The sequence below is a fragment of the Janthinobacterium agaricidamnosum NBRC 102515 = DSM 9628 genome (assembly GCF_000723165.1).
Classification (GTDB): Bacteria; Pseudomonadota; Gammaproteobacteria; order Burkholderiales; family Burkholderiaceae_D; genus Janthinobacterium; species Janthinobacterium agaricidamnosum.
The window spans coordinates 5,381,524-5,405,510 of the sequence record NZ_HG322949.1; the positions used below are offsets into that span (position 1 = coordinate 5,381,524).

Here is a 23,987-nt window from a genome sequence, read left to right on the forward strand (position 1 = left end):
GAACTCCTAATGATTTGATTAGATTGCTCAGGCACGCGCCCGACGGTCTGGTTAGATTTGCTGCTTGTTGTAACGTACTGCGCATACTGCGAATTCTGGTGCCCTTGACGTGGATTGAACACGTGGCCTCTCCCTTACCAAGGGAGTGCTCTACCACTGAGCTACAAGGGCTTGTTTGTATTGCTAGCGATGCATACCGAGCATCTGAACGGAAACTGGAGCGGGTGAAGGGAATCGAACCCTCGTCGTAAGCTTGGAAGGCTTCTGCTCTACCATTGAGCTACACCCGCGAGGTATCGTTCATTTTTCTTCACTTGTTACTACTACCCAGTTTTCCTTGCAAAAACTTGGTGGAGGGGGCTGGATTCGAACCAGCGTACTCATAGAGAACAGATTTACAGTCTGTCGCCTTTAACCACTCGGCCACCCCTCCGCGAGGAACCGCAGAGTATGAAGCATCTACTCACAACTGTCAACTCTATTCGCTACTGCTTTTGCGTTAAGAGAAGAAGTTGGCTGCTTCGGGGCGTGATTGTAACCGTACGAATAAACAAAGCGCAAGGGTCGCCGCAAAAATATTTGAAATTTTATGCGCGGCCCCTTTTCACCCCGCCAACGGCCGCTATACCGGCCGCGCCAGGCCGCCGCCGCGCACATTGTATTTACGCAGGATTTGCTGGTGCAAGCCGGCCAGCACCGGCAATTTCGGATTGGCCGGATCGAGCCGGCGCACCCCGCCGATGAAGTTCAGCGCATGCTGGCCGAGCCGGGAATCCCAGCCGCGGTGCTCCAGGCATTTCAGTACCGCCACCGCGGCGTTGAACACCACTTGCGGATTGTCCGGCAGCTTGCCGACCGCTTCCAGCATCAATTCGACGGCGCCGCCGAAATCGCCCTCTTTGGCCCTGGCCGCGCCGGCCGCCACCATGTCGGCCACTTCCTGGCGGCTGAGCCGCGCCAGCGCCAGCGCCTGTTCGCCGCGCCCGGCCGATTGCAGCACCGCCATCGCCTGTTTCATCGCCGCACTGTCCGGCGCATTGCGCATCACGTCGCGCAGCACCTCGCCCGCCTCTTCTTCGCGGCCATGGTCCAGGCAAGTGCGCGCCAATTCCATCTTCATCGCGCTCGACAAGCCGACGCTCTGGCGGCACGCCGCCAGCGCCAGGTCCAGCGACGCGTTCATGCGCACCATATTGCCGGTGTGACCGTGCAGCGCCGCCGACGCGATCGCGCTGCATAGTTCGGTATTCTTTTGGCCGCCCATCGACTTGTCGAGTTCGCGGATCGCGGCGCCCGCCTGCAGCGGGTCGCCCTTGCGCACCAGCATCAGCACCAGCCGCGCATGGTCTTCCGGGTCGCGGAATTCGGAATACTTGGCCTTGGTAACCACTTGTTTTTGCGCCTGCGCGGCGGTATCGATATCGCCGGCCGCCAGCGCCACCTCACCCAGCTTGCGCAAGCGGCGCACCGCATGCGGCGACAGCGCCACCGCTTCCGACAAGGTGGCTTGCGATTGCGGCAAGTCGCCCAGCGCAAAATGGGCCCGCGCCAGCCAGTCGTAGGCGTCGACGAATTTCTTGTTATTTTCCAGCAAGGTTTCCAGCATCTGCCTGCTTTCTTCGTAGCGGCCGCGCATGAACAGCGTCTTGGCCTGGCCCAGTCTGGCCCAGCCGATCGCCTTGCTGTCGTACAAGCCGGCGTAGAGCGGCTCGGCATGCTCCGCCTCGCCTAGCACGATATGCAATTCGGCGCGCAGGCGCATGAAGTCGGTGGCGTAACGGGGATATTGCTGCGCCCCCTCGGTGCAGGCGTCGATCGCGGCACGCTCGCTGCCCACATCCATCAATTGATAGACCGGCATCAGCGCGTTGCGCTTGTCCAGCGCGCGGGCGATACGCTCCAGCATATTGTCGGCGGTGAACGGCTTTAAGATGTAATCGGTGGGCAGCAATTCGGCGGCGCTGACCACCTTGCTGAAACTGCCTTCGCCGGTGACCATGAAAAACATGGTGCTGGCGTGTATCAGTTTATGGTGGCGCAAGTCTTCCAGCATTTGCTGGCCATCCTGGCCGCCTTCCAGGTCGTATTCGCACAGGATCAGGTCGAATGACTTCATGCTCAGCTGGCGGATCGCCTGGCCGGAACTGGCGGCGTCCTCGATCTTGGCCAGGCCGCACAGGTTCAACATATTATGCAGGCTGGCGCGCATGCCCGGATGCGGCTCGATGATCAAGGCGCTCAGGCCGCTCAAGCCATTCAATTGTTTCATGTTTCACTATCTCCGACGCGGCCTCCGGGCAACATTCTCCAGGGTGGTCCGGAAGATAAATGGCACGGCGCCGGAGGTGATGATACTTCCTTCAAGGTCATAACGCTCGCCACGGCGGGAATTTATTACTGCATCGCAACAAGTATTCAGGCTGTCAGCGCGGCCTTTAAGTCGGGGGTCCACGATGCCGGTTCGCTATCGACCAACGCCATCAGCGCGCTCACCACTTCCGGATCGAACTGGCTGCCGCTGCGCTCTTCGATGTACGAACGCACTTGCGGATACGGCCAGGACTCCTTGTATGGCCGTTCATGCAACAGTGCATCGAACACATCGACCACCGCGACGATGCGCGCGGCCAGCGGGATCGCCCGCCCGATCAGCCCCTGCGGATAACCGGCGCCGTCGAAATGCTCGTGATGGCCGCCGGCGATTTGCGCGCCGTAACTGAGGTAGCTGACGCCGTCGACCATATTGGCGGCGCGCTCCAGGATGGTCTGGCCCACGCTGGCGTGCAATTGCATTTGCGCGCGTTCCTCGTCGTTGTGGCGGCCCGGCTTGAGCAAGATGTTGTCCGGCGTGGCAACCTTGCCGACGTCGTGCAAGATACTGGCCAGTCCTATCATGTCCAGCAGCTGCGGCGTCAATTCGTCCGGATAGACGCCGTGCTGCTTCAAGCTGGCGGCGATCGCGCTCGACAGCGTCTGCACCCGCAGCACATGGTCGCCGGTGTCGCCGTCGCGAAATTCCGCCAGCCCGGCCAGCGCCACCACCGTGGCTTCCTGGGCCTTGCGCAACTGGCCGTACATATACAGGTTGTCGAAGGCGGCGGCGATGCGCTGGCAAAACACTTCCAGCAAATCGCGCTGGATTTGCGCCAGCGGCCACGGCGGCGTGACGGAGATCGCCAACTGGCGGTCGCCCTCGGTCTGGATGAACAGGACATTCGCCGGATGCTCGAACTGACTGCGCTTTTCGGCAAACGCCTTGCGGATGGTCGGCGCCAGCGCGTGATCGTCCGGCATGGTTTCCAGTTCGGCCAGGGCGGCGTAACTGCCGGTGGCAGCCACTACCGACGGCTTGCCGCTGCCGCCCTGCATCAGGCACAGCACGCCGTCGGCGCCGACGTCGAGGATGGCGCTGACCTGGTTCAGCACGCCGGACGCGAACTCGCGCAGCGAATGGATCTGGTACAGATTAGTGGCGCCGGCCAGGATCTTGCCCAGCCCGATGCGGCTGCGCTCCAGCATCATCAGGCTTTCATAGGCGCGCAACGCGGAAATGACGGTGGTGAACAGCTTTTGCGTGGTCAGCTCGGTTTTCGCCTTGTAATCATTGATATCGTATTCAATGATCACGCGCTGTTCCGGCGCCTGTCCCGGCTGGCCGGTGCGCAACACCACGCGCACGATCTGGTTATTCAATTCTTCGCGGATGCGCCGCGCCAGTATCAGGCCGGCGTCGTCGGTTTCCATCACCACGTCGAGCAGCACCAGCGCGATATCGGGCGTGTCGCGCAAGATGTCAAACGCTTCGCGGCCGCTGTAGGCGGAAAACAATTCCAGCTCGCGCTCCTTGAACACCACGTTGCGCAACGCCAGCCGCGTCACCGCATGCACATCGACATCGTCGTCGACGATCAGCACGCGCCAGTGGCGCTGGTCGGGTCCGGCCAGGCCGGCGGGAACGGCCATTGCCTCATCCTCTTCTAACAGCCAGTTGTCGTCGTTGGAATCGGTCATGGGTGAAGCTCCCTGGATCACATCGATGCTGATGCAAGCCAAGGATAATCAGATTTTGTCATGCTTACAACCATAATTTGCTGATGTGCCAGCGCCTTACGTCAGTGTCGTAAGTCAGGGTCTTAATGCGGCACGGCAATCATCTGCGCCGCCGGCGATTTTCTGGTAGCGCACTTCATATTTTCCGAAGGCCAATTTATCGACCGTCAATTTATCATTGGGCAAGATGAACAGATAGCGCACATTCGCGCGCCGCTCGATATCGTAGAGTTTGATGAAGGCCGGCCACGGATTGCCGCTGTTATCCAGGGTCACTTCCAGCGCATCGCCTTTATTACCGATCGGGAAGCCCGGCACATAACCGGATTGTTCCGGCCACGCTTCGCCATTCGGCGCCACCAGCGCCTGCGATTCGCGGTCGCGCTCGCAGTTGATATCGGCCGGGCCACTTTGCAGGATCAGCTGCGCTACCGCCATCACCTTGACTTCAGGCGGCCTGGCCAGCGCCGGTTCGGGCGCATACGGCTTGCCGACGGCCCAGCTATCGATGCTGGTGTCGGCTTTCGGTTCGGACTTGACGGCGGCCGGCACGGATAGCATGTCGGCCGGCGGCGCGCCGGCGTGCGCCAGGCTGCCCAGCGCCGACGCCAGCGCGGTGCCGCTCAATGGCGACCTGTCGAGCATCAGCATTGCGCCCAGCCAGCCGAGCAGCAGACACAGCAGCAGGCTGACGCCCCACAGCACGCTACGCCAGGCCGAACGGGCGCGGCGCGGCGGCTGGGCGACATCCCTGGCCCAGCCTGGCTCGGCGCTATCCTGGCGTTTGTTGCGGTTTTCTTCCTGATGGGTGCTTTCCAGCCACGCGATTTCCCACTCCTCGGCGGCGATCCACTCATCGTGTTCCTTGCGCCGCTGCGGATCGGACAGCGTGCCGTAGGCGCTGTTGACGATGGCCATGATGCGCGCCGCCTTTTCATCGCCGGGATTCTTGTCCGGGTGATATTTCTGGCTCAGCGCCTTGTACGCCGCACGTATGACTTCCTGCGGCGCCAGGCGCGCCACTTTCAGGTTGTCATAATGTGTGTGTATCTTTCCCATCGATTTATTTTTACCAAGCAGCGCCGCGACGGGGATTCTCGTTTGCTCAGGCGCTCCAAACCAGCCCGCGCGCCTGTGTAAACATCATATCCGATTTGACAAGTAAAAATCCGTCCGGGACCAGCAAAAACACCCTTATTCCACTTAGAGCCTATCCCAGTAGATGAATACGCCCTGTTCTGGCGCTCCTCAGGAACGGGGACTGCGTTGATCGTCGTCGCGTGGCCCGCCACGCGTCCTCCTCACGCCTGGTCCGCGCTCCTGATGCGCCGCCAGAACAAGACGCTCACTACTGGGATAGGCTCTTACAAGCGGTGACTCCGGTCAGCCGCCAGCAAGACTTCCGGTAACTCGATGGCGCGGCCGACCACCAGCACCTTGAATAATTCGCCCATCTCGGCCGGGGACACCAGTTTTTGCAGCGCGTTCGATTGCGGCAAGTAGGCCATCGCTTCGGATGGATCGGTACGCAGCAGCAAATCGCCGATGCCGGCGCCGAGCAGGAATGCCGCCTGATTCATATAGGCCAGCACATCCAGGCCGGCGTCCTGGGCGGTCAGCGCCATCGCCGTGAAGTCGACGTGAGCGGTGATATCCTGCAAACCGGGCAAATAAAACGGATCGGCATGCGCATGGTGGCGGTAATGGCACATCAGCGTGCCGGCGGCGCGCTGGCCGACATAATATTCATGGGCCGGGAAACCGTAATCGAGCAAGATCGCCGCGCCGGCCTTACCGGCGTTCAACATGCGCGCCAGCGACGCCATGAAACCGCAAGCGACGCCATGGATTTCCGTCACATAGCCTACCGGCAAGTCGTCGGCTTGCGGCACCTGGGCCGCGATTTGCGCCAGCACGGCCTCACCGGCCGGCTGTTCGATAAAGGCAAATGCCTGCTCCTTGATGCCGACAAACAATTCGCACCAGCCATCGGGCGTCTTGCTGATCAGATTGACCGGCATCGCATCCAGCACTTCATTGCCGATCACCGCACCGTCAAAGGCGTCCGGAAAGCCATCCAGCCACACCACTTGCGGGAAATCAGCCAGCGCCAGCTCTTGCCGCGCGCGCAATTCGCCGGACAGCTCGACGATCGCGTATTGCTCGATGGCGACGCCGGAGCGGGCCAGTTCGGTCAGGATATCGCACGCCAGCTTGCCGGTGCCGGCGCCGAATTCGAGGATGCGGGGGGCGCTTTGCGCCATAATAGCGGCTGCCGCATGGGCCAGCGTGGCACCGAACAGCGGCGTGATTTCCGGCGCGGTTGTAAAATCGCCATCTTTGCCGAGCTTGGCGGCGCCGCCGCTGTAATACCCCAGGTCGGGCGCGTACAGCGCCAGTTCCATATAGCGGGCGAAGGAAATGGCACCCGATTGCCGCGCGATCTCGGCGGCGATCAGGTGCTGCAAGGCGAGTGACGCGGCCAGCGCGTCGGGATCAGGTGTAGGGAGAGACATTCCGGCATTGTAGCGAATCGGCGCGGCCCGGCACACATCCGGCGCCCCGATTCAGTAGATTTGCATCAACACTTATCGCATCAACACTTAAATAGAAGCACATATATATGGCGCAACAGACATGACACAGCACACCACGCCGCAACAGAACGCCCCCGCCAAGGTCGCCCTCGTGACGGGCGCCGCGCGCCGTCTCGGCCGCGCCATCGCGCTCGGCCTGGCGCAAGACGGCTGGGATGTCGCCGTGCATTTCCGCTCGTCCGAAGCGGACGCGCTGAGCCTGGTGGCGGACATCGAGGCGCTGGGACGGCGCGCCGCGGCCTTGCAATGCGACCTGGCCATCGAAGCGCAGGTGCAACAATTATTGCCGCGTGCGATAGCCAAGCTGGGACCGGTCACTTGCGTGGTCAACAATGCATCGTTGTTTGAATACGACAATGCCGCCGATTTTTCCTACCAGGCACTGGACGCCCACATGCATGCCAATCTGGCCGCGCCGCTGCTGCTGGCGCAGGCATTGCACCGCGCCACGCCGCCAGACGGCCAGGCGGTGGTGATCAACTTGCTCGACCAAAAACTGTACAATCTCAATCCTGATTTTTTGTCATACACCATGTCCAAGGCCGCGCTGCATACCGCGACGACGGTGCTGGCCCAGGCGCTGGCGCCGACCGTGCGCGTGGTCGGCATCGCCCCCGGCATCACCCTGGTCTCAGGCGACCAGAGCGAAGCGGCGTTTGTCGCGGCGCACCAGGCCACGCCGCTGGGCCGTTCCAGCACGCCGCAAGACGTGGCCGACAGCGTATGTTATGTGGCCGGCGCGCGCGCATTGACCGGCACCACGCTGCTGGTCGACGGCGGCCAGCACCTGATGCCGCTGGTCCGCGACGTGATGTTTCTCGCAAAATAACTAACCGAATAATCCTGCAACCGCATTCCTATCCTGCATCCCCACAAAGGTAAAATTATGTTGTCCGCCCTGTCCCACCCTCGCTTGTCCGACTGCCGCCGCCTGTTCTTGCGCAACTATGAAGTCATGATCAACATCGGCGTCTACGAATTCGAGAAAAAGGGCGAGCAGCGCGTCCTGATCAACGTCGACCTGTATATTCCGTTGGAACTGTCGACGCCAAAGGCAGACAACCTGGAAGAAGTGGTCGATTACGACTTCATGCGCGAAACCATCGCCAAACGCATGACCCAGGGCCACGTGCAATTGCAGGAAAGCCTGTGCGACGACGTGGTGACGGCGATGCTGGCCCACCCGCGCGTGCGCGCGGTGCGCGTCTCGACGATGAAACCGGACGTCTATCCCGACTGCGAAGGCGTCGGCGTGGAAGTCTTCAAGATCAAGGACAATGTATGAACACCGAAGTAATCGAGGCGCCTGAGGCGCAGGATGCTGCAGCCGAGGCACAACAGGCGGCGCGCAAGAAAGCCGACAAGATCGCGCTGGAAAACAACAAGCTGCACAAGCGCCTGTGCCGCCTGGTCGGCCAGGCCATCGGCGACTTCAACATGATCGAAGAAGGCGACAAGGTCATGGTCTGCCTGTCCGGCGGCAAGGATAGCTACGCCCTGCTCGATATCCTGATGACGCTGCGCGAGCGCGCGCCGATCAATTTCGATATCGTCGCCGTCAACCTGGATCAAAAGCAGCCGAATTTCCCGCCAGAGATCTTGCCGGCTTACCTGACCGAACTGGGCGTGGCTTTCCATATCGAAAACCAGGATACCTACAGCATCGTCAAGCGCCTGATCCCGGAAGGCAAGACCACTTGCTCGCTGTGCTCCCGCTTGCGGCGCGGCATCCTGTACCGCGTGGCCGACGAACTGGGCGCGACCAAGATCGCGCTGGGCCACCACCGCGACGATATCCTGGAAACCTTCTTCCTGAATATGTTCTTCGGCGGAAAACTGAAAGGCATGCCGGCCAAGCTGCAATCGGATGACGGCAAGCACATCGTGATACGCCCGATGGCCTACGTCAAAGAAGCCGACACCGAGCGCTACGCCGAAGTCAAGGGTTTCCCGATCATCCCTTGCGACCTGTGCGGCTCGCAGGAAAACTTGCAACGCAAGCAGATCAAGGGCTTGATGCGCGAATGGGACAAGAAATTCCCGGGCCGGGTCGAAAGCATCTTTTCAGCGCTGTCGAATGTCGCGCCATCGCACCTGATGGACCCGAAACTGTTCGGCTTCAGCGACTTGAAAGCGGACGGTATCGCCAATCCGCTGGGCGACATCGCCTTCGACGAAGAGCCATGCTCGACGCCGACCACGTTCGGCTCGACGATTCCGCTGCAGCCGCTGTAACTACGCATAGACTGTTGTATTGCCGCCACCGTCCAGGTGGCGGCATCTTGCCCCTCTCCCTTGCCCAGCGCGCCCCGCTTGCCGGCCGCGGCAGAAACAATAGGCATGGCCGCGCAATCCAGTACCGTGAGCAGCTCAGCTGGCGAGCCGTGTGCCGTCCTGCCCGCATCGCTGCCCCGGCGGACAGTATCCTCTCGATCACCTGACCATGGAACGGAACTATGACGACTCTTGTGCTCCAGCGCCCTGTATTTGCCTTGCTAACCATCAGCCTGGCGATTTCCTGTGCTTTTCCGGCACTCGCTGCCCCCACGCTGGCGGCAGCGGCCGCACAGGGCGCTTCGTCCGATCCGCATGACCTGGTCAAGGCGGCCGGCGTCGACCTGGCCAGCCCGAAACCTTACCAAGCCCTGGCGGCGCGCATGAACAGCATCATGGAGCAGATCGAAGCGATCAAAAGCAAGCGCGGTAAATAAACTGCCGTGCCGGCAAGCAAAACGGGGAGCGCCATGGCGGCTCCCCGTTTTTTCGTCTATCTGTTCTTGGAGCCTATCCCAGTAGATGAATACGCCCTCTTCTGGCGCCCCTCAGTAGCGGGGACTGCGTTGATCGTCGTCGCGTGGCGCGCCACGCTTGCTCCTCATGCCTGGTCCGCGCTCCTGATGCGCGGCCAGCAGACGACGCGCACTACTGGGCCAGGCAGACCAACAGGCGCATCGTGTCGGCGATGCGCAATTCCAGCTCACCCAGCTGGCTGTAAATCAGTTCGCGGTGATCGGCAATGGCAGACATGGAAGCATGCTGTGCTGTGATGGTCAGCACAGCATGCGACTGATGGGGAATCCCGGTTTGATACGCCGCAATGAAGCGGCGCTCTTAAAAGACGGTCAGTTTTCAGGGTTGCCGGGTATCATTTTCCGGCGCCGGGCGTGGCGGTTTATTATCCTGCTCCTGCTCCTGCTCCTGCCCGGCGGCCGCAAACGCGGCGGCGTCGGCCTCGAACATGTCTTCCAGTTCTTCGCGCGCCTGGCGGGTCAGCGACATCACTTTTTGCTGGTCCTGGAAGTGTGGCGCCACGGCCAGCAGCGTCTTCAGATTATGCGTGCGGAAGATGCCGGCCGCGCGGTGCGCGCGCTCGGCGCTGAAACCGGCTTGCAGCAAAGTCTGCTGGCCCAGCAGCAACGCGGCCTCGAAGGTCTCGCGCTCGATCAGCGTCACGCCGCGCTTCATCAATTCATAATAATGCGTGACGTTGCGCGCCCGCGCCAGGATGGTCAGCGCGGGAAAACGATGGCGCACCGCGTCGACCAGCGCCAGGCTGTCGTCCGCATTGTCGATCGCGATCACCAGCGCACTGGCCTTGTCGATGCCGGCCGCCACCAGCAAATCGACGCGGGTGGCGTCGCCATAAAACACCTTGAAGCCGAACTTGCGCAGCAGTTCGATCTGGTCCGGGTCGTGGTCCAGCACCGTCACGCCGATGCGGTTGGCGGCCAGCAGGCGGCCGATGATCTGGCCGAAACGGCCAAAACCGGCGATGACGATGGGGTTGTCCTGCGCCTCGATCCGGTCGTCCGGACGGCGTTTTTTCAGCGCCTGCAAACGCGGCGCCACCAGCTTGTCGTGCAACAGCAGCAACAGCGGCGTGGCCACCATCGACAGCGTCACCGCGACCACCAGGATGGCGCCAATTTCCGGCGTGAAGACGTGCGCGGCGACGGCCGCGGCAAACACCACGAAGGCGAACTCGCCGCCTTGCGACAGCAGCAGCGCAAAGAACAGTTGCTGGCCGCGGGGAATATCGAAGAATTTCGACAAGCCGTACAGCAGTGCGATCTTGACGGCCAGCAAGCCGGCCACCAGCCCCAGTATCAGCAGCGGCTGGGCGCGCAGCACGCCGAAATCGACCGACATGCCGACCGCGATGAAAAACAGTCCCAGCAGCAGTCCCTTGAACGGTTCCAGGTCGCTGACCAGTTCATGCCGGTATTCGGAATCGGCCAGCAGCACGCCGGCGATGAAGGTGCCCAGCGCCATCGACAAGCCGACCGATTCCATCAGCACGCAAATGGCGATCACCAGCAGCAGCGCGAACGCGGTGAAGATGTCGCGCAGTCCGGTTTTGGCGATGAAGCGCAGGATCGGATTGACCAGGAAGCGCCCGCAGATCACCAGCGCGGCCAGCACGCCGGCCAGTTTCAATGCGCGCCACCAGGCCGGTTCGCCGCTATGGGCGTTGATGCCCGCCAGTAGCGGCACCAGCGCGATCATCGGGATGGCGGCGATATCCTGGAACAGCAGGATCGAAAATCCGGCCGAGCCGGCCGGCGTCGGCATCAGCTTGCGTTCGCCCAGCGTGGCCAGCACGATCGCGGTCGACGACAGCGACAAGCCCAGCGCGCCGACCAGCGCGGTGCGCCAATCGACGCCCAGCACCAGCGCAACCGCGCACAGGCCGGCGCTGACCAGCGCCACCTGCGCCCCGCCCCAGCCGAAGATCGGCCGGCGCAGCAGCCACAAACGCTTCGGCTCCAGTTCCAGGCCGATCAGGAACAGCAGCAGCACCACGCCGAATTCCGAAAAGCCGAGGATCACCTCGACATTGTTGATCAAGCCCAGCCCCCACGGACCGATGACGACGCCGGCCACCAGGTAGCCCAGCACCGCGCCCATGCCGAGGCGCTTGGCGAGCGGCACCATGACGATGGCGGCGACCAGGTAAAACAGCAGGTTCAACAAATAACTGTGATGTTGCATGGAAATGTACGAAAAAACGGGTGAAGGGAAACGGAGAGCGCGGCAGGGGACGCCTGTCGCGGATGCCAGCGGCATCGCGCCGTCGGGACAAAAAGGAAGCATAGCATTTCTTTAATTCCCGGTACTGGATTCGAGCACTGCGGTGCGCTGGATCACATCAAGGTTTTGCAGAATCAGGCAGATTTACATCAACGGCCAATTCGTCACGCCGCATGGCACCGACGTGCTGGAATTGATCAACCCATCGACCAAACAGCCAGGCGGCCGGGTCACGCTGGGCGACCGACAGGACAGCCGCGACGCCATCGCCGCCGCCAAGGCCGCCTACCTGACGTATTCGCGCAGCAGCAAGCAGGAACGCATGGATATTTTGCAGCGCCTGCATGATGCGGTGGCCGCGAAAAGCGAAGAACCGACCCGGGTGATGGCCGAAGAATTCGGCGGCAACCTGCAATTTTGCCGCGCCAGCGCCAAGCGCGCCGCCAAGCTGGAAGCGGCCAGCGTGGCGTTCCAGGTCGGTTATGAAAGCCCGTCCCAGTTCAGCCGCGAATACCGGCGCCTGTTCGGCGCCTCGCCGCTACAGGATATCGACTACCTGAAACATCACGAAGCGGTGATTTAAAGTGCCGGCGCCACCGCCGTGCGCATCACCGGATACAGGTTCAGATGCTCGTCCCACGACGAATGGCGGCGCGCAAAAAACTCCAGCCGCGCTTGCGGATTCGCGGCGAAGGCCGGCTCGCTTTCCAGCTTCTTCCTGAACTGCGCCGCCAGCGCAGGATCTGCCCCCAGCTGTTCGCGCGCGACATCCTCGGCCACATAATCTTCCATGTATTCCTTGCGCTCGAACGCGGTGTTGAAGGTGCCCCAGGCCAGCAGCGAATCGGGCGCGCGCGGTTCCAGCAGCGCGATCACCAGCCTGCCCTTGGCTTGTCCGACCGGCACGAACAAGGAACCGGCGCCGACCAGGCGCGCTTCCGGTTTCCAGGCGCCGGTGACGACCGCGGTCTGGCGGCCTTCAAACGACTTGGCGCCGAACTTGACGTCATCGGCGCGGAAAGTTTCGACATCGACCTTGCCCGGCGCGTGCTTCAATACCGTGAACGATACGCCATGCTGCTTCAGCTTGGCCGCCACCACTGCCGCCTGCGCGGCCGGCACCAGGTAGCCGGCGGCCGGCGCATCGACCGCCAGATCGGTTACCACCTCATCGCGCAGCGGCACGCTCCAGGTTTGCGGCGTGTTTTCATCATAGCGCGTCATCAGCGCGCCGGACACGTCGGACAAGGTGCGCGTGTAGGCGTAGCCCTTGAAATCGATCACATGGCTTTTTTCGGTGGTCTTGTAAGTGAGCGGCACGCTGGTGCCGGCCAGTCTGGCGGAGCGGGCATCGGCCTGGTGCGCGATGGCGAGCCACTCGGCGCCATGCTGCGCCACTTGCGACAGCAGCGCAACGATGGTGTTGCGGGTGATACGCACGCGGGTCGGATAATCCTTCCACGAATGGGTTTCGACCAGCATGCCGAAGCGGTTGCGCAGCAAGAAATAGCCGTGCGAAAAACGCGGGTTCGGCGCCGAATCGACAAAGCCCGATTGCGGATTGTCTTCTTCGGCAAACGACATGTAAAACGATTTCGGGTCGGAACCCTGTTTGGCCAGGTCGCCCAGCACATTGTCGCGCAAGGCCGTGCCGGCCTGGCGCAGCGCGCTATCGCCGGCATGCACCGGCTCGACCTGGATCGAGATATCCGGCTGGAACTTGGCGCCGTCGGTGACGTGCAGGTCGACGTAGGCCAGCGGATCCCAGTCATTCACCAGCGCCAGCATGGCCTGCATTTCCGGCGCGTCGGCCTTCATGTAGTCGCGGTTCAGATTGTAATTTTGCGCGGTGCTGCGCCAGCCCATTTCGACCGGGCCGCGCTGGTTCGGGCGGTTCCATTTGCCGAAACGCTCGTGGCCGTCGATATTAAACACCGGCACGAACAGCAACACCTGCTTGTCCAGCGCACCGGGCGCGGCGTGGTTTTCCAGCGCTTCGCGCAGCGCCAGGAAACCGGCGTCCTTGCCGTCGATTTCGCCGGAATGGATGCCGCCCTGCACCAGCAGCACCGGCAAGCCGCGCCGTTTCGCGTCGGCCGCCGTCAACGCGCCGCTGCGCGACACGGCCAGCGCCAGCATCGGCCGGCCTTGCGGCGTGCGGCCGAATTCAAAACAGCGCACCGCCTTCGGATACGCTTTCTGGAACGCGCCGCACAGCTTGGCCACTTCATCGTAACGGCCGGTTTCCAGGAAACCGGAGCGCTCCGAAATGGTGGTCAGCGCAGCGGGCGCGGCATGCGCCAGCGGGGTGGCCAGCAAGGCCAGTAACAAGGCGGAACGAAGCATGGATGGGGCTCCAGTCAATAGGAATCAAGAAGGATCAAGCGGATGATTATAGGATGCGGCCGCAACGGCCGCCATAAAAAAAACCGGGGCAATACGCCGCCCCGGCAAGTGAAACATACTCGTGATAAAGGATTAGAAACGCATCAGAAGTGGTGGTTCAACTCCAGCCACACCTGGCGGCCCAGCGGGCTGTAGCTTCCGATACGGTAGTTTGGCCAGCCGTCGCTGGTGTCGTTCTTGATGGTGTCGAGCAGATTGTTGACGATCAGCGACAAGGTGGTTTGCGGCGTGACCTTGTACACGGTGCTGAAATTGGCCAGGCCGGTCGGCGTCAGGTAGCCGGTCTGGCCGGCGTTCGACACCTTGCCGTAGCGCGTCACGGTCAGCGTATTCGACCAGTCGCCGCGGCTCCAGTTCAGGCTGGCGATCAGCTTGTCCGGCCAGTCGGAGTTGTCCAGCGACGCCAGTTCATCCTTCACGCTGTCGCCTTCGAATTGCTTCGATTTTTTGCTCAAGACCCTGGAGTAATCGGCCTTGATCGAAAAGCTACCGTAGTTCGCGGTACGCAACTGGTATTTTGCGCTCAGGTCGATGCCGCTGCTGCGCTTCATCGCCGCATTGATCGGCATGACATAAATGGTCTTGATTTCGCCCGGCTTGTTCACCGCATCCGCGGCATAACGCTCGACGCGGCTCAGCGCATCGACGCAGGTCGGCGAGGTGATGTCGAGATTGCCCAATCGGCAATTGGCTTCATCGCGCAAGATCTGGTCGTCGTTCAGGTTGGTGACCAGGTCGTCGATCTTGATGTTCCAGTAATCGACCGACAGGTCGAAATTGTTATTTGGCGACCACACCACGCCCAGCCCGAAGGATTTGCCTTTTTCCGACTTCAAGTCCTTGCTGCCGGTCTGTACATAGTCGGCGCCCGGCGATACGCTGGCATACTCGCACTTGGAGAGATCCTGGCCGGCTTTCGCGCAGCGGTAGTAGTCGGTGGTGCTTTCGAAATAACCGGTGCCGCGCGCCTGATAAATATAGTTCATGTCCGGTGCGCGGAAGCTGGTGGCGTAGTTGCCCCGCACCAGCAGTGTTTTGGTCGGGCGCAATTCCAGCCCGCCGTTATAGGTGAACTTGCCATCGCTGCGGCCGGCGAAACTGTAGCGGTCGTAGCGGCCGGCCAGCGTCCCCGTCAAGATCTCGGACAGCGGCAAATTCAGTTCCGCACCCAGCGCATAGCGGTCGCGCGTGCCGGCCGTGACCTGCGCCGTCGGCACCAGGTTGAAATACCCCTGGTTGATACGGTCATCCGGATTATTGCTGAAACCTTGCTTGCCCCATTCGGCGATGGTGGCGACCTTGGCGGTGCCGCCCGGCAGCTGGAACAAGTCGCCGTTGGTGGCCAGGCTCAGCGTGTTGGTCCAGGATTTGTCCTTGCCGTTGGCGGTGCCGGTGATGCTGTTGAACTCTTGCGGCGTCAAGCGGCGCGACAAACGCGACGGATCCGGCGCATAGATCGCGACGCCGTCGGCGTCGACGCCCAGCTTCGGCCCCAGGAAAAAGGCATCGATATTGGCCAGCGGACGCTGGGTATGGCTGTCGCTCTGGTACAGCGACGCGCTGTAGCCCGCTTCGTAATTCCAGCCGGTGCCGGGAATGCGGCCCTTGGCGCCCAGCGAAATGGAGGTGGCCAGGTCATTCCATTGACGGTTGTAACGGCTGGCGCCTCCGATCTCTTCCGGCGAGATGTAGCGGGTCCAGGTTTCGTAGTTATTGGTATTCTTGTTCAGGAAATAAGCGCCATTGGTCGACGACGACGTCCACGACGGACCGCGGGTATTGTTGGCGGTGGCGTTATTGCCGATCAGGATATCGGCGAACAAGGTCTGCTCCGGCGTCAGCTCGTAATTCAGGCTGCCGAACAGGTTCTGGCTTTCATTCTTGGTCTGGGTGGTCCAATAGCTCGGGCTGCCTTTCGGGCTGGCGCAATACGTGCCGGCCTTGCTGGTGTACTTGATCACGCTGTTTTCAAACAGGTCGCCGAAATTGCTGCAAGTGTCGCCCAGGTCGATATATTTGCCGCTGTTCAGGTTTTTGCGCGAGGCGATATTGGTCGGCGTGCCGGAGCGGCTGGCCATGAAATCGCGGTCGCGGCTCCACAGCGGATCGCGCTGGCTCAATTCCAGGCTGAACAAGGTGTTGAGCTTGCCGTAAGTGCCGCCGCCGGTCAATTGCAGACGCTGATTGGCGCCGCCGCCGCGGGTGGTCTCGCCCGCCTTGAGATTGATGTCGAAGCCGTCGGCCTGTTTTTTGAGGATCACGTTGACCACGCCGGCAATCGCGTCGGAACCGTAAATCGCCGATGCGCCGCCGGTCAGGATTTCAACCCGGTCCACGATACTCGATGGGATATTGGCCAGGTTGGTGAAGTTGACCGTGCCGTCGTATGCGACCGGGAAATCGGCCAAACGCCGTCCGTTCAACAGGATCAGCGTGTGGTTCGGGCCGAGGCCGCGCAGGCTGATCGCATTGGCCGATGGCGTGAAGGTGTTGCCGTAATCGGCGCCTTGCGTAAAACCGCTGTTTTGCACCTGGTTGTTGAGCGCATCGAAAACGTTGCTGTAACCTTGCCTGGTGATCTCGTCGCCGGTGATCACGGTCACCGCGGAAGGGCCTTCCAGGCTGGCGCGCGGAATCCGCGAACCGGTCACGACGACGGCGGTCGCGGCCGGCTCTTCCGCCTGCGCCTGGGCTTGCCATGACAGACTCCCGATCAAGGCCAGGATGCCGGCCGTCAGCGGGTTTAACTTGAATTGTGTGAACATTATCAGCTTCTTCGTTTTACAAAGGAACGTCACCATATCAAGTGCTCAATTTTCCACGAACGAATGGATTCTTCTTTCCTTATGCGTTTATTGACATTGACACCAGACCAAAACAGGCAAAAAAATGGCGCCCCGACGGGCGCCATTTCATCGTTGATAACATCCTTCCATCCAGTCGTTACCGCGTTGCGGGGTAGATCGCAATATCCTTGTACCAGGGACGCATCGGCCGCATCGCTTGCGGTCCAGCCGATTGCGAAACCGAGGCCAGCAATTTGGTGGCGCTGCCGGCCGTCGGACACATCTTGTTGTTGCGGTATTGCAACGCCGCCGCCAGCAAGCCTTCGGCCGGATCGCCCAGCGCATGGCTGTAATCGTCCGCCACGCTGCAGGTCGGTGTCATGCCGTCCGCATAATCGCCGTAACCCTTGGCGTTCACGCCCTGGAACTGCACCGCGAAATACGTGGTGCCGCAATTGGGCGCCGGATAAAAACCGTACGGCTTGCCGCAGGTGCCGCCGCCGATCAGGTTGACTTCGATGTCGATGCCGCGCAAGCCGTTGATCACCGATTCGCTGGCCGAGCAGGTGCCTGGCGTGGTCAGCACGGTGACCCGTTTCAGTCCCAGGTAAGGCAGCGCTTGCCCCTTGTTCGCCGGCCTTGGCGCGGCCAGCCCGGCGGCGGTGGACGAAAACAGTATCGGCGCCTGCGGTGCGGTCTTGTCATTGAAGGTCAGGCGTTCGAATACCCTGCCCGCGCTCGCTTGCGGGCCGGCGATCATGTACGCCAGCTGGTTCGCCACCGACAGCAAGCCGCCGCCGTTGTAGCGCAAATCCAGCACCAGGTCGCCGATGCCCGCCGTTTTCAGGTTCTGGACCGCCTCGATCAGCTGCAATTCCGACACATTGTTATGGCTGTTGAACGTCAGGTAGCCGACCTTGCCGGTCGGCGTGTCGATGGTGCGCACGTTTTGCACCGGCGTCACCGGGACATCGGCCGCGTTCAGCCGCACGCTCACCGGCACGCCATGGCGGTTCAAGCCGAAATTGTGCGACTCGCCCGCCTTGGCCGGGAACAGGCCGGCGTTCAGCACGGCGACCGTGGCGCTGTCGCTGCCATGGACCAGGTCCGCGCCATCGACGCTGACGATGCGGTCGCCGCGGCGCACGCCGGCCTGGCCAGCCGGCGAATTCGGCTCGACCAGCGTGACGATCCAGTTGCGCGGCGCGCTGACGCCATTGCTGGCCCATTCCATGCCATAACCGAAATCGACGCCTTGCTGCGACGCTTCCCAGACATCGGTCGGGTAGGTGAAATGGAACTGGTCCTTCGGCTTGCCGGACGCGGTGGTGCCGTAGCTTTTCAGCACCGCGAAATAATCGACCGGAGTCTTATAATCTTCCTGCTTGTAAAAGGTCGGCACATCCTGGTACCACAGGTAGGTGGTGTCGATCCACGCGCGCACCCAGTTCAATTCATGGGTCAACGTGCCCTGCTGGTCCGGAAAGCCGGCGCCGCGCGGCGCCTGGCAGAAATTCTCGGAATTGGCGATGGTCGGCACCAGCGGATTGACGGGCGGAACCGGCTGGCCCGGATTCCCATTGCCAGCGCCCCCCGCACCGCCGGAAACCGCGCCCGGACTGCCGCCGCCACCGCAACCCGCCAGCACCGCCAGCAACACCGAGGCGCCCAATACTGGTAAATACTTCATCAAATCGCTTTCCGCACGATAATAAATATAAAAGAATTATATTCGGAAATATAACGATTTTCTTGTCAGTTTGAGTAAATAAAAAAACACAATCGGCCAATAAAAATGGCGCCCGCAGGCGCCATTCGGTGTCAAACGATGACGTTCAGGCCGCGTGCGAGACGGCCGCGATCGGTATCACCACGGCGGCCGGCGGTGCGTCGAAGGCCGCCAGCAAGGCTGCCTGCTTTTCCATCGCGGCCTTGAGGTGACGCTCCTTGACGTGGCCGTAACCGCGGATGTCTTCCGGAATGCTGGCGATGGCCGCCGCCCGCGCGACATTGTCGGCCGTCAGCTTCGGCAACAGCGCGGCGACAGTCTCGCGGTAGCCGACGATCAGCGCGCGCTCCATCTTGCGTTCGGCGGTGTAGCCGAACACATCGAAGGCGCCGCCGCGCAAGCCCTTGAACCTGGCCAGCATCGAAAATGCCTTCATCATCCACGGGCCGAATTCCTGCTTGACCAGATGGCCGGCGGCGTCGGTCTTGGCGAACAGCGGCGGCGCCAGGTGGAACTTCAGCTTGATATCGCCTTCGAACATGCCGGCGATTTTCTCCTTGAAGGCGCCGTCGGTGTACAGGCGCGCGACTTCATACTCGTCCTTGTACGCCATCAGCTTGTAGAAATAACGCGCCACCGCTTCGGTCAGACGCAAGTGCTTGTTACCCAGCCTGCTTTCGGCCGTGCGCACCTGCTCGACGAACGCCTGGTATTGCTGCGCGTACGCGGCGTCCTGGTAAGCGGTCAGCAAATCGATGCGCCTGGCGATGATGTCGTCCAGCGTCTGGTTGCGCTTGAATTCGATCACCTTGGCCGGCGTGACCAGTTTGGCCACCGAGGCCGCATCGTGCGCCGCCGCGCGGCCCCAGTTGAAGGCGGTCTTGTTGAAGCCGACCGACACATTGTTCAAGTCGATCGCCTTCATGATGGCCGCTTCGCCGAGCGGCACGCGGCCTTTTTGCCAGGCGTAGCCGAGCATGAACATATTGGTCGCGATCGAATCGCCCATCAGCGCGGTGGCGATCTGGCCGGCGTCGATAAAATCGACCCGTTCGGCGCCGCACGCCTTCTGGATTTCCTGCTGCGACGACGCGCCCGGGAATTGCCAGTCCGGGTTTTTGACGAACGCGGCGGTCGACGAACCGGTCGAATTGATCATCGCCCAGGTGCGTCCCTCGCCCATGCGCGACAGCGCGTCGCGGCTGGCGGTGACGATCAAATCGCAGCCGATCACCAGGTCGGCCGCGCCGGTGCCGACGCGGGTCGAATGGATGTCGGCCTGGCTGTCGGCCAGGCGCACATGCGACATCACCGGGCCGCCTTTTTGCGCCAGCCCGCTCATGTCGAGCACCGAACAGCCCTTGCCTTCGACGTGCGCCGCCATCGCCAGGATCTGGCCGACGGTGACCACGCCGGTGCCGCCGATGCCGGTCACCAGGATGCCGAACGGTTCGGCGGTCGACGGTATCAGCGGCGTCGGCAAGGCCACCGGCGCATTGCCGGTCCCGGCGGCGGCTTTCTTCGGTTTTTTCAGCGCCCCGCCTTCCACTGTCACGAAGCTCGGGCAGAAGCCGGTGGTGCACGAAAAGTCCTTGTTGCACGACGATTGGTTGATCTGGCGCTTGCGGCCCAGTTCCGTTTCCAGCGGCTCCACCGACAGGCAGTTCGACTGCACCGAACAGTCGCCGCAGCCTTCGCAGACGGCTTCGTTGATGACCGCGCGCCTGGCCGGGTCCGGGTATTCATTGCGTTTGCGGCGGCGGCGTTTTTCCGACGCGCAGGTCTGGTCGTAAATCATCGCCGACACGCCCGGCTGGTCGCGCAATTCGCGCTGCACGTCCATCAATTCGGAACGGTGGCGCACCGTGACGCCGGGCGCCCAGGCGTAATCGGACGGGTATTTTTCCGGTTCGTCGGTGACCACGATGATCGGGCCGACGCCTTCGGCGGCGATCTGGCGCGAAATGATGGCCGGCGACAGCGGGCCGTCGAATTCCTGGCCGCCGGTCATCGCCACCGCGTCGTTGAACAGGATCTTATAGGTGATGTTGACCTTGGCCGACACCGCCGCGCGGATCGCCAGAATACCGGAATGGAAATAAGTGCCGTCGCCGAGGTTGGTGAACACGTGTTTCTCATTGGTGAACGGCGCCTGGCCGACCCAGGTCACGCCCTCCGCGCCCATATGCGTGAAGGTCGAGGTTTCGCGGTCCATCCACAGCACCATGTAGTGGCAGCCGATGCCGGCCAGCGCGCGCGAGCCTTCCGGCACCTTGGTGGAACTGTTGTGCGGGCAGCCGGAACAGAAAAACGGCGTGCGGTCGCGGTTGGCATCGGGCTTGACGCTGATCGCCTTGAGCACGTCTTCCTTCGCTTCCAGGTAGGCGATGCGCTGCTTGACGCGCTGCTCGACCGGATGCCCTGCGTAGTAGCGCGAAATGCGGCTGGCGATCGCGCGCGCGATCATGGCCGGGTTCAATTCATAGGTCGCCGGCAGCAGCCAGTCGCCGTGGCCGGTGCCCTTCTGGTTGCTCCATTCGCCGGTATCGTCGAACTTGCCGACCACCCGCGGCCGCTCGCCATCCTTCAGGTTGTACAGCTCTTCCTTCAGCGCGTATTCGAGGATCTGGCGTTTTTCCTCGACCACCAGGATCTCGTCGAGTCCCTTGGCGAATTCATGCACGCCGTCCGCTTCCAGCGGCCACGTCATGCCGATCTTGTACAGGCGGATGCCGATATCGGCCGCCACTTGCTCGTCGATGCCGAGGTCGGCCAGCGCCTGGCGCGTGTCCAGATACGATTTGCCGGCGGTAATGATGCCGATGCGCGCCTTCGGGCTGTCCCAGATGATTTTATTGAGCTTGTTGGCGCGCGCATAGGCCAGCGCGGCATACCATTTATAGCTGTTCATCCGCACTTCCTGCTCCAGCACGGTGTCCGGCCAGCGGATGTTCAAGCCGCCCTGCGGCATCTCGAAATCGGTCGGCAGCTTGATTTGCACGCGCTCCGGATCGAAATCGATCACCGCGCCGGACTCGATGATGTCGGTCACGCATTTCATCGACACCCACAGGCCGGTATAGCGGCTCATCGCCCACGCGTGCAAGCCGTAATCGATGTATTCCTGCACCGACGACGGATACAGCACCGGAATGCCGCAAGCGTTCAGGATATGGTCGCTCTGGTGCGCCGTCGACGACGATTTGGCCGCGTGGTCGTCGCCGGCCAGCACCAGCACGCCGCCATGTTTGGCGCTGCCGGCGTTGTTGGCATGCTTGAACACGTCGCCGCAACGGTCGACGCCAGGCCCCTTGCCGTACCACATGCTGAACACGCCGTCGTATCTGGCGTCTTCGAACAGATTGGTTTGCTGGGTGCCCCAGACCGCCGTGGCGGCCAGGTCTTCATTCAGGCCGGGATGGAACTTGACGTGATGTTCATCGAGGTATTTCCTGGCCTTCACCGCCGTCATGTCGACGCTGGTGACCGGTGAACCGCGGTAGCCGGTGATGTAGCCGGCGGTGTTCAGGCCGGCTTTCAGGTCGCGTTCGCGCTGCAGCATCGGCAGCCGGATCAGCGCCTGGGTGCCGGTCATGAAGGCGCGGCCGCGGGCCAGCGTGTATTTATCGTCCAGCGAAATGTCGTTCGCGGGCAGTCCCGGCTCCAGGTGCGAGCCTTTGATTGGTGCATTCATTGCTTGTCTCCATTTATTCTCAGTTGCCATGCGTGCAAAGTCTTGTCTGCGCACACGAACCGGCATGCCTTGTGGGCGTGCCGATGCGGGAAAAATGCCGGCCTGTCTGGCGCACCGTTCTATGCGGTACTGCCGGTCCGTGCCTGGACCTTTTGTTTTTTATAACTATTTATTTTGGCGGATACTTGACCACCTGATAGCGCACAGTATAGTCCTGGCGGCCCGGCAGTAAATGCCAAACATCTCCCTGCCTTTGATGATTTGCGCAATAATATTGCGTGAATGTGCCTGAATGAGGGAATCATGACCAAAATTACACTGGATAAAACCGACCGCAAGATTTTGTCGGTATTGCAGGCCGATGGCCGGCTGTCGAACCAGGACGTGGCCGAGCAAGTCAGCCTGTCGCCGTCGCCGTGCCTGCGGCGCATCAAGCGGCTGGAAGAGGCCGGCGTGATCCGCCAGTACGTGGCGCTGCTGGACCCGGAAAAAATCGGCCTCGGCTTGCTGGCTTACGTCAACGTGCGGCTGGAACGCTCCAGCGACGCGGCGACCCAGAGCAACGCCCGGGTGCTGGTGCCGGCCACGCCGCCGGCCGCCACGCCGCGCGCCAACTTCGCGGTATCGGTGGATCAGTGGCCGGAAGTGGTGGCCTGTTATGCGATGACCGGCGAAATGGATTATTTGCTGCGCGTGCACGTGGAAGACATGGAACACTTTTCGCGCTTCATGATGGGCACCTTGCTGCGCCATCCGGCGGTGCTGGACGTCAAGTCGAGCTTTGCCCTGCAGCGTATCAAGGATACCACCGCGCTCCCGCTGGTGTAGCGCATGACAAACCCGCCCATGGCGGCGTTGCATCGCTTTGCCCTGAACGGTTCTGTCATGCGCTCTTGAAAACTAACTGCCGCGGCGGCCCGGCAAACGGTCCAGCAGCTTGACGGCGGCGCGGGTATTCGCCTTCAGCGTGTAGTCGAGCATGGCGAACTGCTCCTGTACCGCCTCTTGCAGCATGCTGGCCGGATTCGGCGGCAACAGTTTCAGATAGGCGTCGGCCTCGCCATAATCGCGCTGGATTTCCATGCCGGCCTTCTTGGCGATATGCATCATCGTCTGGTTCGACGACAAGCAATGCATGTACAGGGTATCGACATCGTTGTTGCGGCAATGAATCGCGGCGCGCTCGAACAGTTTCGAACCGACCCCCATGCCGCGCATGGTGGCGGCGACCGACACGCCAAACTCGGCGACCCGGTCCTTGGTCGTCACCGCATGGCGGGATGGCGCTTTTTCCTTCGGCGCGAAGGCCAGGTGGCCGACCGCGACCAGCTTGAACACGCGGTTGTACACGCCGTACACCATGTCGCGCGAGAAATCGATCTTGTTGACATAGGCCATCACCAATTCATCCGGCAAGGCGCTGCCGAAACGCAGCAGGCGATCGCTTTTTTCCAATGACAGGAAATGCTTCATCATGCGGACCCGGTCGCGTTCATGCAATTGCTTGACCAGCACGGTCGGACGCGACTTGGCCGGACTCGGCCCGCCCAGCAAGCGCCGCAGCGGATGGGCTAACAGATTCGGCAAGGAAGACAGGGGCATGATCGACTCCGGATTAATCATCGGTGCAGCGCAGGGGGATTGTGCAGTGCACCATGCGCATGATTGTAGCCGATCATGTCCTTCCGTTTGGA

At 61.8% G+C, this 23,987-nt stretch carries 15 protein-coding genes, 3 tRNA genes and 2 pseudogenes; 7 read left to right on the top strand and 13 right to left on the bottom strand.

All coding sequences use genetic code 11. The annotated features are described in order from the left end of the window. Positions 1-96: 96 nt before the first annotated feature. The 7 genes from GJA_RS23235 to GJA_RS23265 all read right to left on the bottom strand — a co-directional run bounded on the left by GJA_RS23235 (position 97) and on the right by GJA_RS23265 (position 6,566). Positions 97-171: transfer RNA gene (locus GJA_RS23235), tRNA-Thr, on the bottom strand. Positions 172-216: 45 nt separating this feature from the next. Beyond that, positions 217-290 (bottom strand) — tRNA-Gly (locus GJA_RS23240). Between the two features lie 58 nt (positions 291-348). Beyond that, positions 349-433 (bottom strand) — tRNA-Tyr (locus GJA_RS23245). A 189-nt stretch (positions 434-622) separates the two neighbouring features. Beyond that, positions 623-2,269 carry a tetratricopeptide repeat-containing response regulator gene (locus GJA_RS23250; RefSeq protein ID WP_038497165.1) on the bottom strand — a complete coding sequence of 549 codons (1,647 nt, stop codon included), beginning with the start codon at positions 2,267-2,269 and terminating at the stop codon, positions 623-625. Positions 2,270-2,415: 146 nt separating this feature from the next. Then, positions 2,416-4,011: a DUF3369 domain-containing protein gene (locus GJA_RS23255; RefSeq protein ID WP_038497170.1), complete on the bottom strand. Its 1,596-nt coding sequence runs from the start codon at positions 4,009-4,011 to the stop codon at positions 2,416-2,418. A gap of 114 nt (positions 4,012-4,125) precedes the next feature. Next, the gene (locus tag GJA_RS23260; protein WP_038497173.1) at positions 4,126-5,109 is read right to left on the bottom strand and encodes a J domain-containing protein; all 984 of its coding nucleotides are present in this window, start codon (positions 5,107-5,109) and stop codon (positions 4,126-4,128) included. A gap of 305 nt (positions 5,110-5,414) precedes the next feature. After that, positions 5,415-6,566 (bottom strand): class I SAM-dependent methyltransferase, encoded by a 1,152-nt coding sequence (locus GJA_RS23265; RefSeq protein WP_038497176.1) that lies wholly within the window; start codon positions 6,564-6,566, stop codon positions 5,415-5,417. Between the two features lie 121 nt (positions 6,567-6,687). Here GJA_RS23265 and GJA_RS23270 point away from each other — a divergent pair, with 121 nt between their 5' ends. From GJA_RS23270 to GJA_RS28020, 4 genes are all read left to right on the top strand, one after another. After that, the gene (locus tag GJA_RS23270; RefSeq protein WP_038497179.1) at positions 6,688-7,476 is read left to right on the top strand and encodes an SDR family oxidoreductase; all 789 of its coding nucleotides are present in this window, start codon (positions 6,688-6,690) and stop codon (positions 7,474-7,476) included. A 57-nt stretch (positions 7,477-7,533) separates the two neighbouring features. Beyond that, positions 7,534-7,932, top strand: coding sequence for a dihydroneopterin aldolase (locus GJA_RS23275; protein ID WP_038497182.1), 399 nt, complete (start codon positions 7,534-7,536; stop codon positions 7,930-7,932). Further along, positions 7,929-8,882: a tRNA 2-thiocytidine(32) synthetase TtcA gene (ttcA, locus tag GJA_RS23280; RefSeq protein WP_038497185.1), complete on the top strand. Its 954-nt coding sequence runs from the start codon at positions 7,929-7,931 to the stop codon at positions 8,880-8,882. Before GJA_RS23275 ends, ttcA begins: the two co-directional genes overlap by 4 nt. A 221-nt stretch (positions 8,883-9,103) precedes the next feature. Next, the gene (locus GJA_RS28020; protein ID WP_156484129.1) at positions 9,104-9,358 is read left to right on the top strand and encodes a hypothetical protein; all 255 of its coding nucleotides are present in this window, start codon (positions 9,104-9,106) and stop codon (positions 9,356-9,358) included. 418 nt (positions 9,359-9,776) lie between these two features. On the opposite strand, the gene kefC is transcribed toward GJA_RS28020, so the two are convergent. Beyond that, a complete protein-coding gene (kefC, locus tag GJA_RS23290) occupies positions 9,777-11,639 on the bottom strand; it encodes a glutathione-regulated potassium-efflux system protein KefC (protein WP_051781270.1) in 1,863 nt (620 codons plus the stop codon). Between the two features lie 142 nt (positions 11,640-11,781). Here kefC and GJA_RS28550 point away from each other — a divergent pair. Both GJA_RS28550 and GJA_RS28750 read left to right on the top strand, forming a co-directional pair. Beyond that, positions 11,782-12,114, top strand: a pseudogene (locus tag GJA_RS28550) (aldehyde dehydrogenase family protein); the annotation flags it as partial. 36 nt (positions 12,115-12,150) lie between these two features. Then, a pseudogene (locus GJA_RS28750) lies at positions 12,151-12,261 on the top strand (AraC family transcriptional regulator); the annotation flags it as partial. Here GJA_RS28750 and GJA_RS23300 read toward each other — a convergent pair. From GJA_RS23300 to GJA_RS23315, 4 genes are all read right to left on the bottom strand, one after another. After that, positions 12,258-14,024 (bottom strand): M14 family metallopeptidase, encoded by a 1,767-nt coding sequence (locus tag GJA_RS23300; protein ID WP_038497194.1) that lies wholly within the window; start codon positions 14,022-14,024, stop codon positions 12,258-12,260. The pseudogene GJA_RS28750 and the gene GJA_RS23300 overlap by 4 nt on opposite strands. A 143-nt stretch (positions 14,025-14,167) precedes the next feature. Continuing rightward, positions 14,168-16,849, bottom strand: coding sequence for a TonB-dependent receptor plug domain-containing protein (locus tag GJA_RS23305; protein WP_038497197.1), 2,682 nt, complete (start codon positions 16,847-16,849; stop codon positions 14,168-14,170). A gap of 178 nt (positions 16,850-17,027) precedes the next feature. Continuing rightward, complete coding sequence (locus tag GJA_RS23310) at positions 17,028-18,560, bottom strand: S41 family peptidase (protein WP_051781271.1); 1,533 nt, start codon at positions 18,558-18,560, stop codon at positions 17,028-17,030. Between the two features lie 145 nt (positions 18,561-18,705). Further along, a complete protein-coding gene (locus GJA_RS23315) occupies positions 18,706-22,293 on the bottom strand; it encodes an indolepyruvate ferredoxin oxidoreductase family protein (RefSeq protein WP_038497200.1) in 3,588 nt (1,195 codons plus the stop codon). A 303-nt stretch (positions 22,294-22,596) separates the two neighbouring features. Between GJA_RS23315 and GJA_RS23320 the strand changes: the two genes are divergently transcribed. After that, positions 22,597-23,121 (top strand): Lrp/AsnC family transcriptional regulator, encoded by a 525-nt coding sequence (locus tag GJA_RS23320; RefSeq protein ID WP_038497203.1) that lies wholly within the window; start codon positions 22,597-22,599, stop codon positions 23,119-23,121. 72 nt (positions 23,122-23,193) lie between these two features. Here GJA_RS23320 and GJA_RS23325 read toward each other — a convergent pair whose 3' ends face one another. Next, positions 23,194-23,895, bottom strand: a complete 702-nt coding sequence (locus GJA_RS23325; RefSeq protein WP_051781490.1) for a GNAT family N-acetyltransferase — start codon at positions 23,893-23,895, stop codon at positions 23,194-23,196. Positions 23,896-23,987: the final 92 nt, after the last annotated feature.

Bases quoted from the DNA above. Each gene is read 5' to 3' on its own strand.
- GJA_RS23250 (WP_038497165.1), bottom strand. From the start codon at position 2,269: ATGAAACAATTGAATGGCTTGAGCGGCCTGAGCGCCTTGATCATCGAG.
- GJA_RS23255 (WP_038497170.1), bottom strand. From the start codon at position 4,011: ATGACCGATTCCAACGACGACAACTGGCTGTTAGAAGAGGATGAGGCA.
- GJA_RS23260 (WP_038497173.1), bottom strand. From the start codon at position 5,109: ATGGGAAAGATACACACACATTATGACAACCTGAAAGTGGCGCGCCTG.
- GJA_RS23265 (WP_038497176.1), bottom strand. From the start codon at position 6,566: ATGTCTCTCCCTACACCTGATCCCGACGCGCTGGCCGCGTCACTCGCC.
- GJA_RS23270 (WP_038497179.1), top strand. From the start codon at position 6,688: ATGACACAGCACACCACGCCGCAACAGAACGCCCCCGCCAAGGTCGCC.
- GJA_RS23275 (WP_038497182.1), top strand. From the start codon at position 7,534: ATGTTGTCCGCCCTGTCCCACCCTCGCTTGTCCGACTGCCGCCGCCTG.
- ttcA (WP_038497185.1), top strand. From the start codon at position 7,929: ATGAACACCGAAGTAATCGAGGCGCCTGAGGCGCAGGATGCTGCAGCC.
- GJA_RS28020 (WP_156484129.1), top strand. From the start codon at position 9,104: ATGACGACTCTTGTGCTCCAGCGCCCTGTATTTGCCTTGCTAACCATC.
- kefC (WP_051781270.1), bottom strand. From the start codon at position 11,639: ATGCAACATCACAGTTATTTGTTGAACCTGCTGTTTTACCTGGTCGCC.
- GJA_RS23300 (WP_038497194.1), bottom strand. From the start codon at position 14,024: ATGCTTCGTTCCGCCTTGTTACTGGCCTTGCTGGCCACCCCGCTGGCG.
- GJA_RS23305 (WP_038497197.1), bottom strand. From the start codon at position 16,849: ATGTTCACACAATTCAAGTTAAACCCGCTGACGGCCGGCATCCTGGCC.
- GJA_RS23310 (WP_051781271.1), bottom strand. From the start codon at position 18,560: ATGAAGTATTTACCAGTATTGGGCGCCTCGGTGTTGCTGGCGGTGCTG.
- GJA_RS23315 (WP_038497200.1), bottom strand. From the start codon at position 22,293: ATGAATGCACCAATCAAAGGCTCGCACCTGGAGCCGGGACTGCCCGCG.
- GJA_RS23320 (WP_038497203.1), top strand. From the start codon at position 22,597: ATGACCAAAATTACACTGGATAAAACCGACCGCAAGATTTTGTCGGTA.
- GJA_RS23325 (WP_051781490.1), bottom strand. From the start codon at position 23,895: ATGCCCCTGTCTTCCTTGCCGAATCTGTTAGCCCATCCGCTGCGGCGC.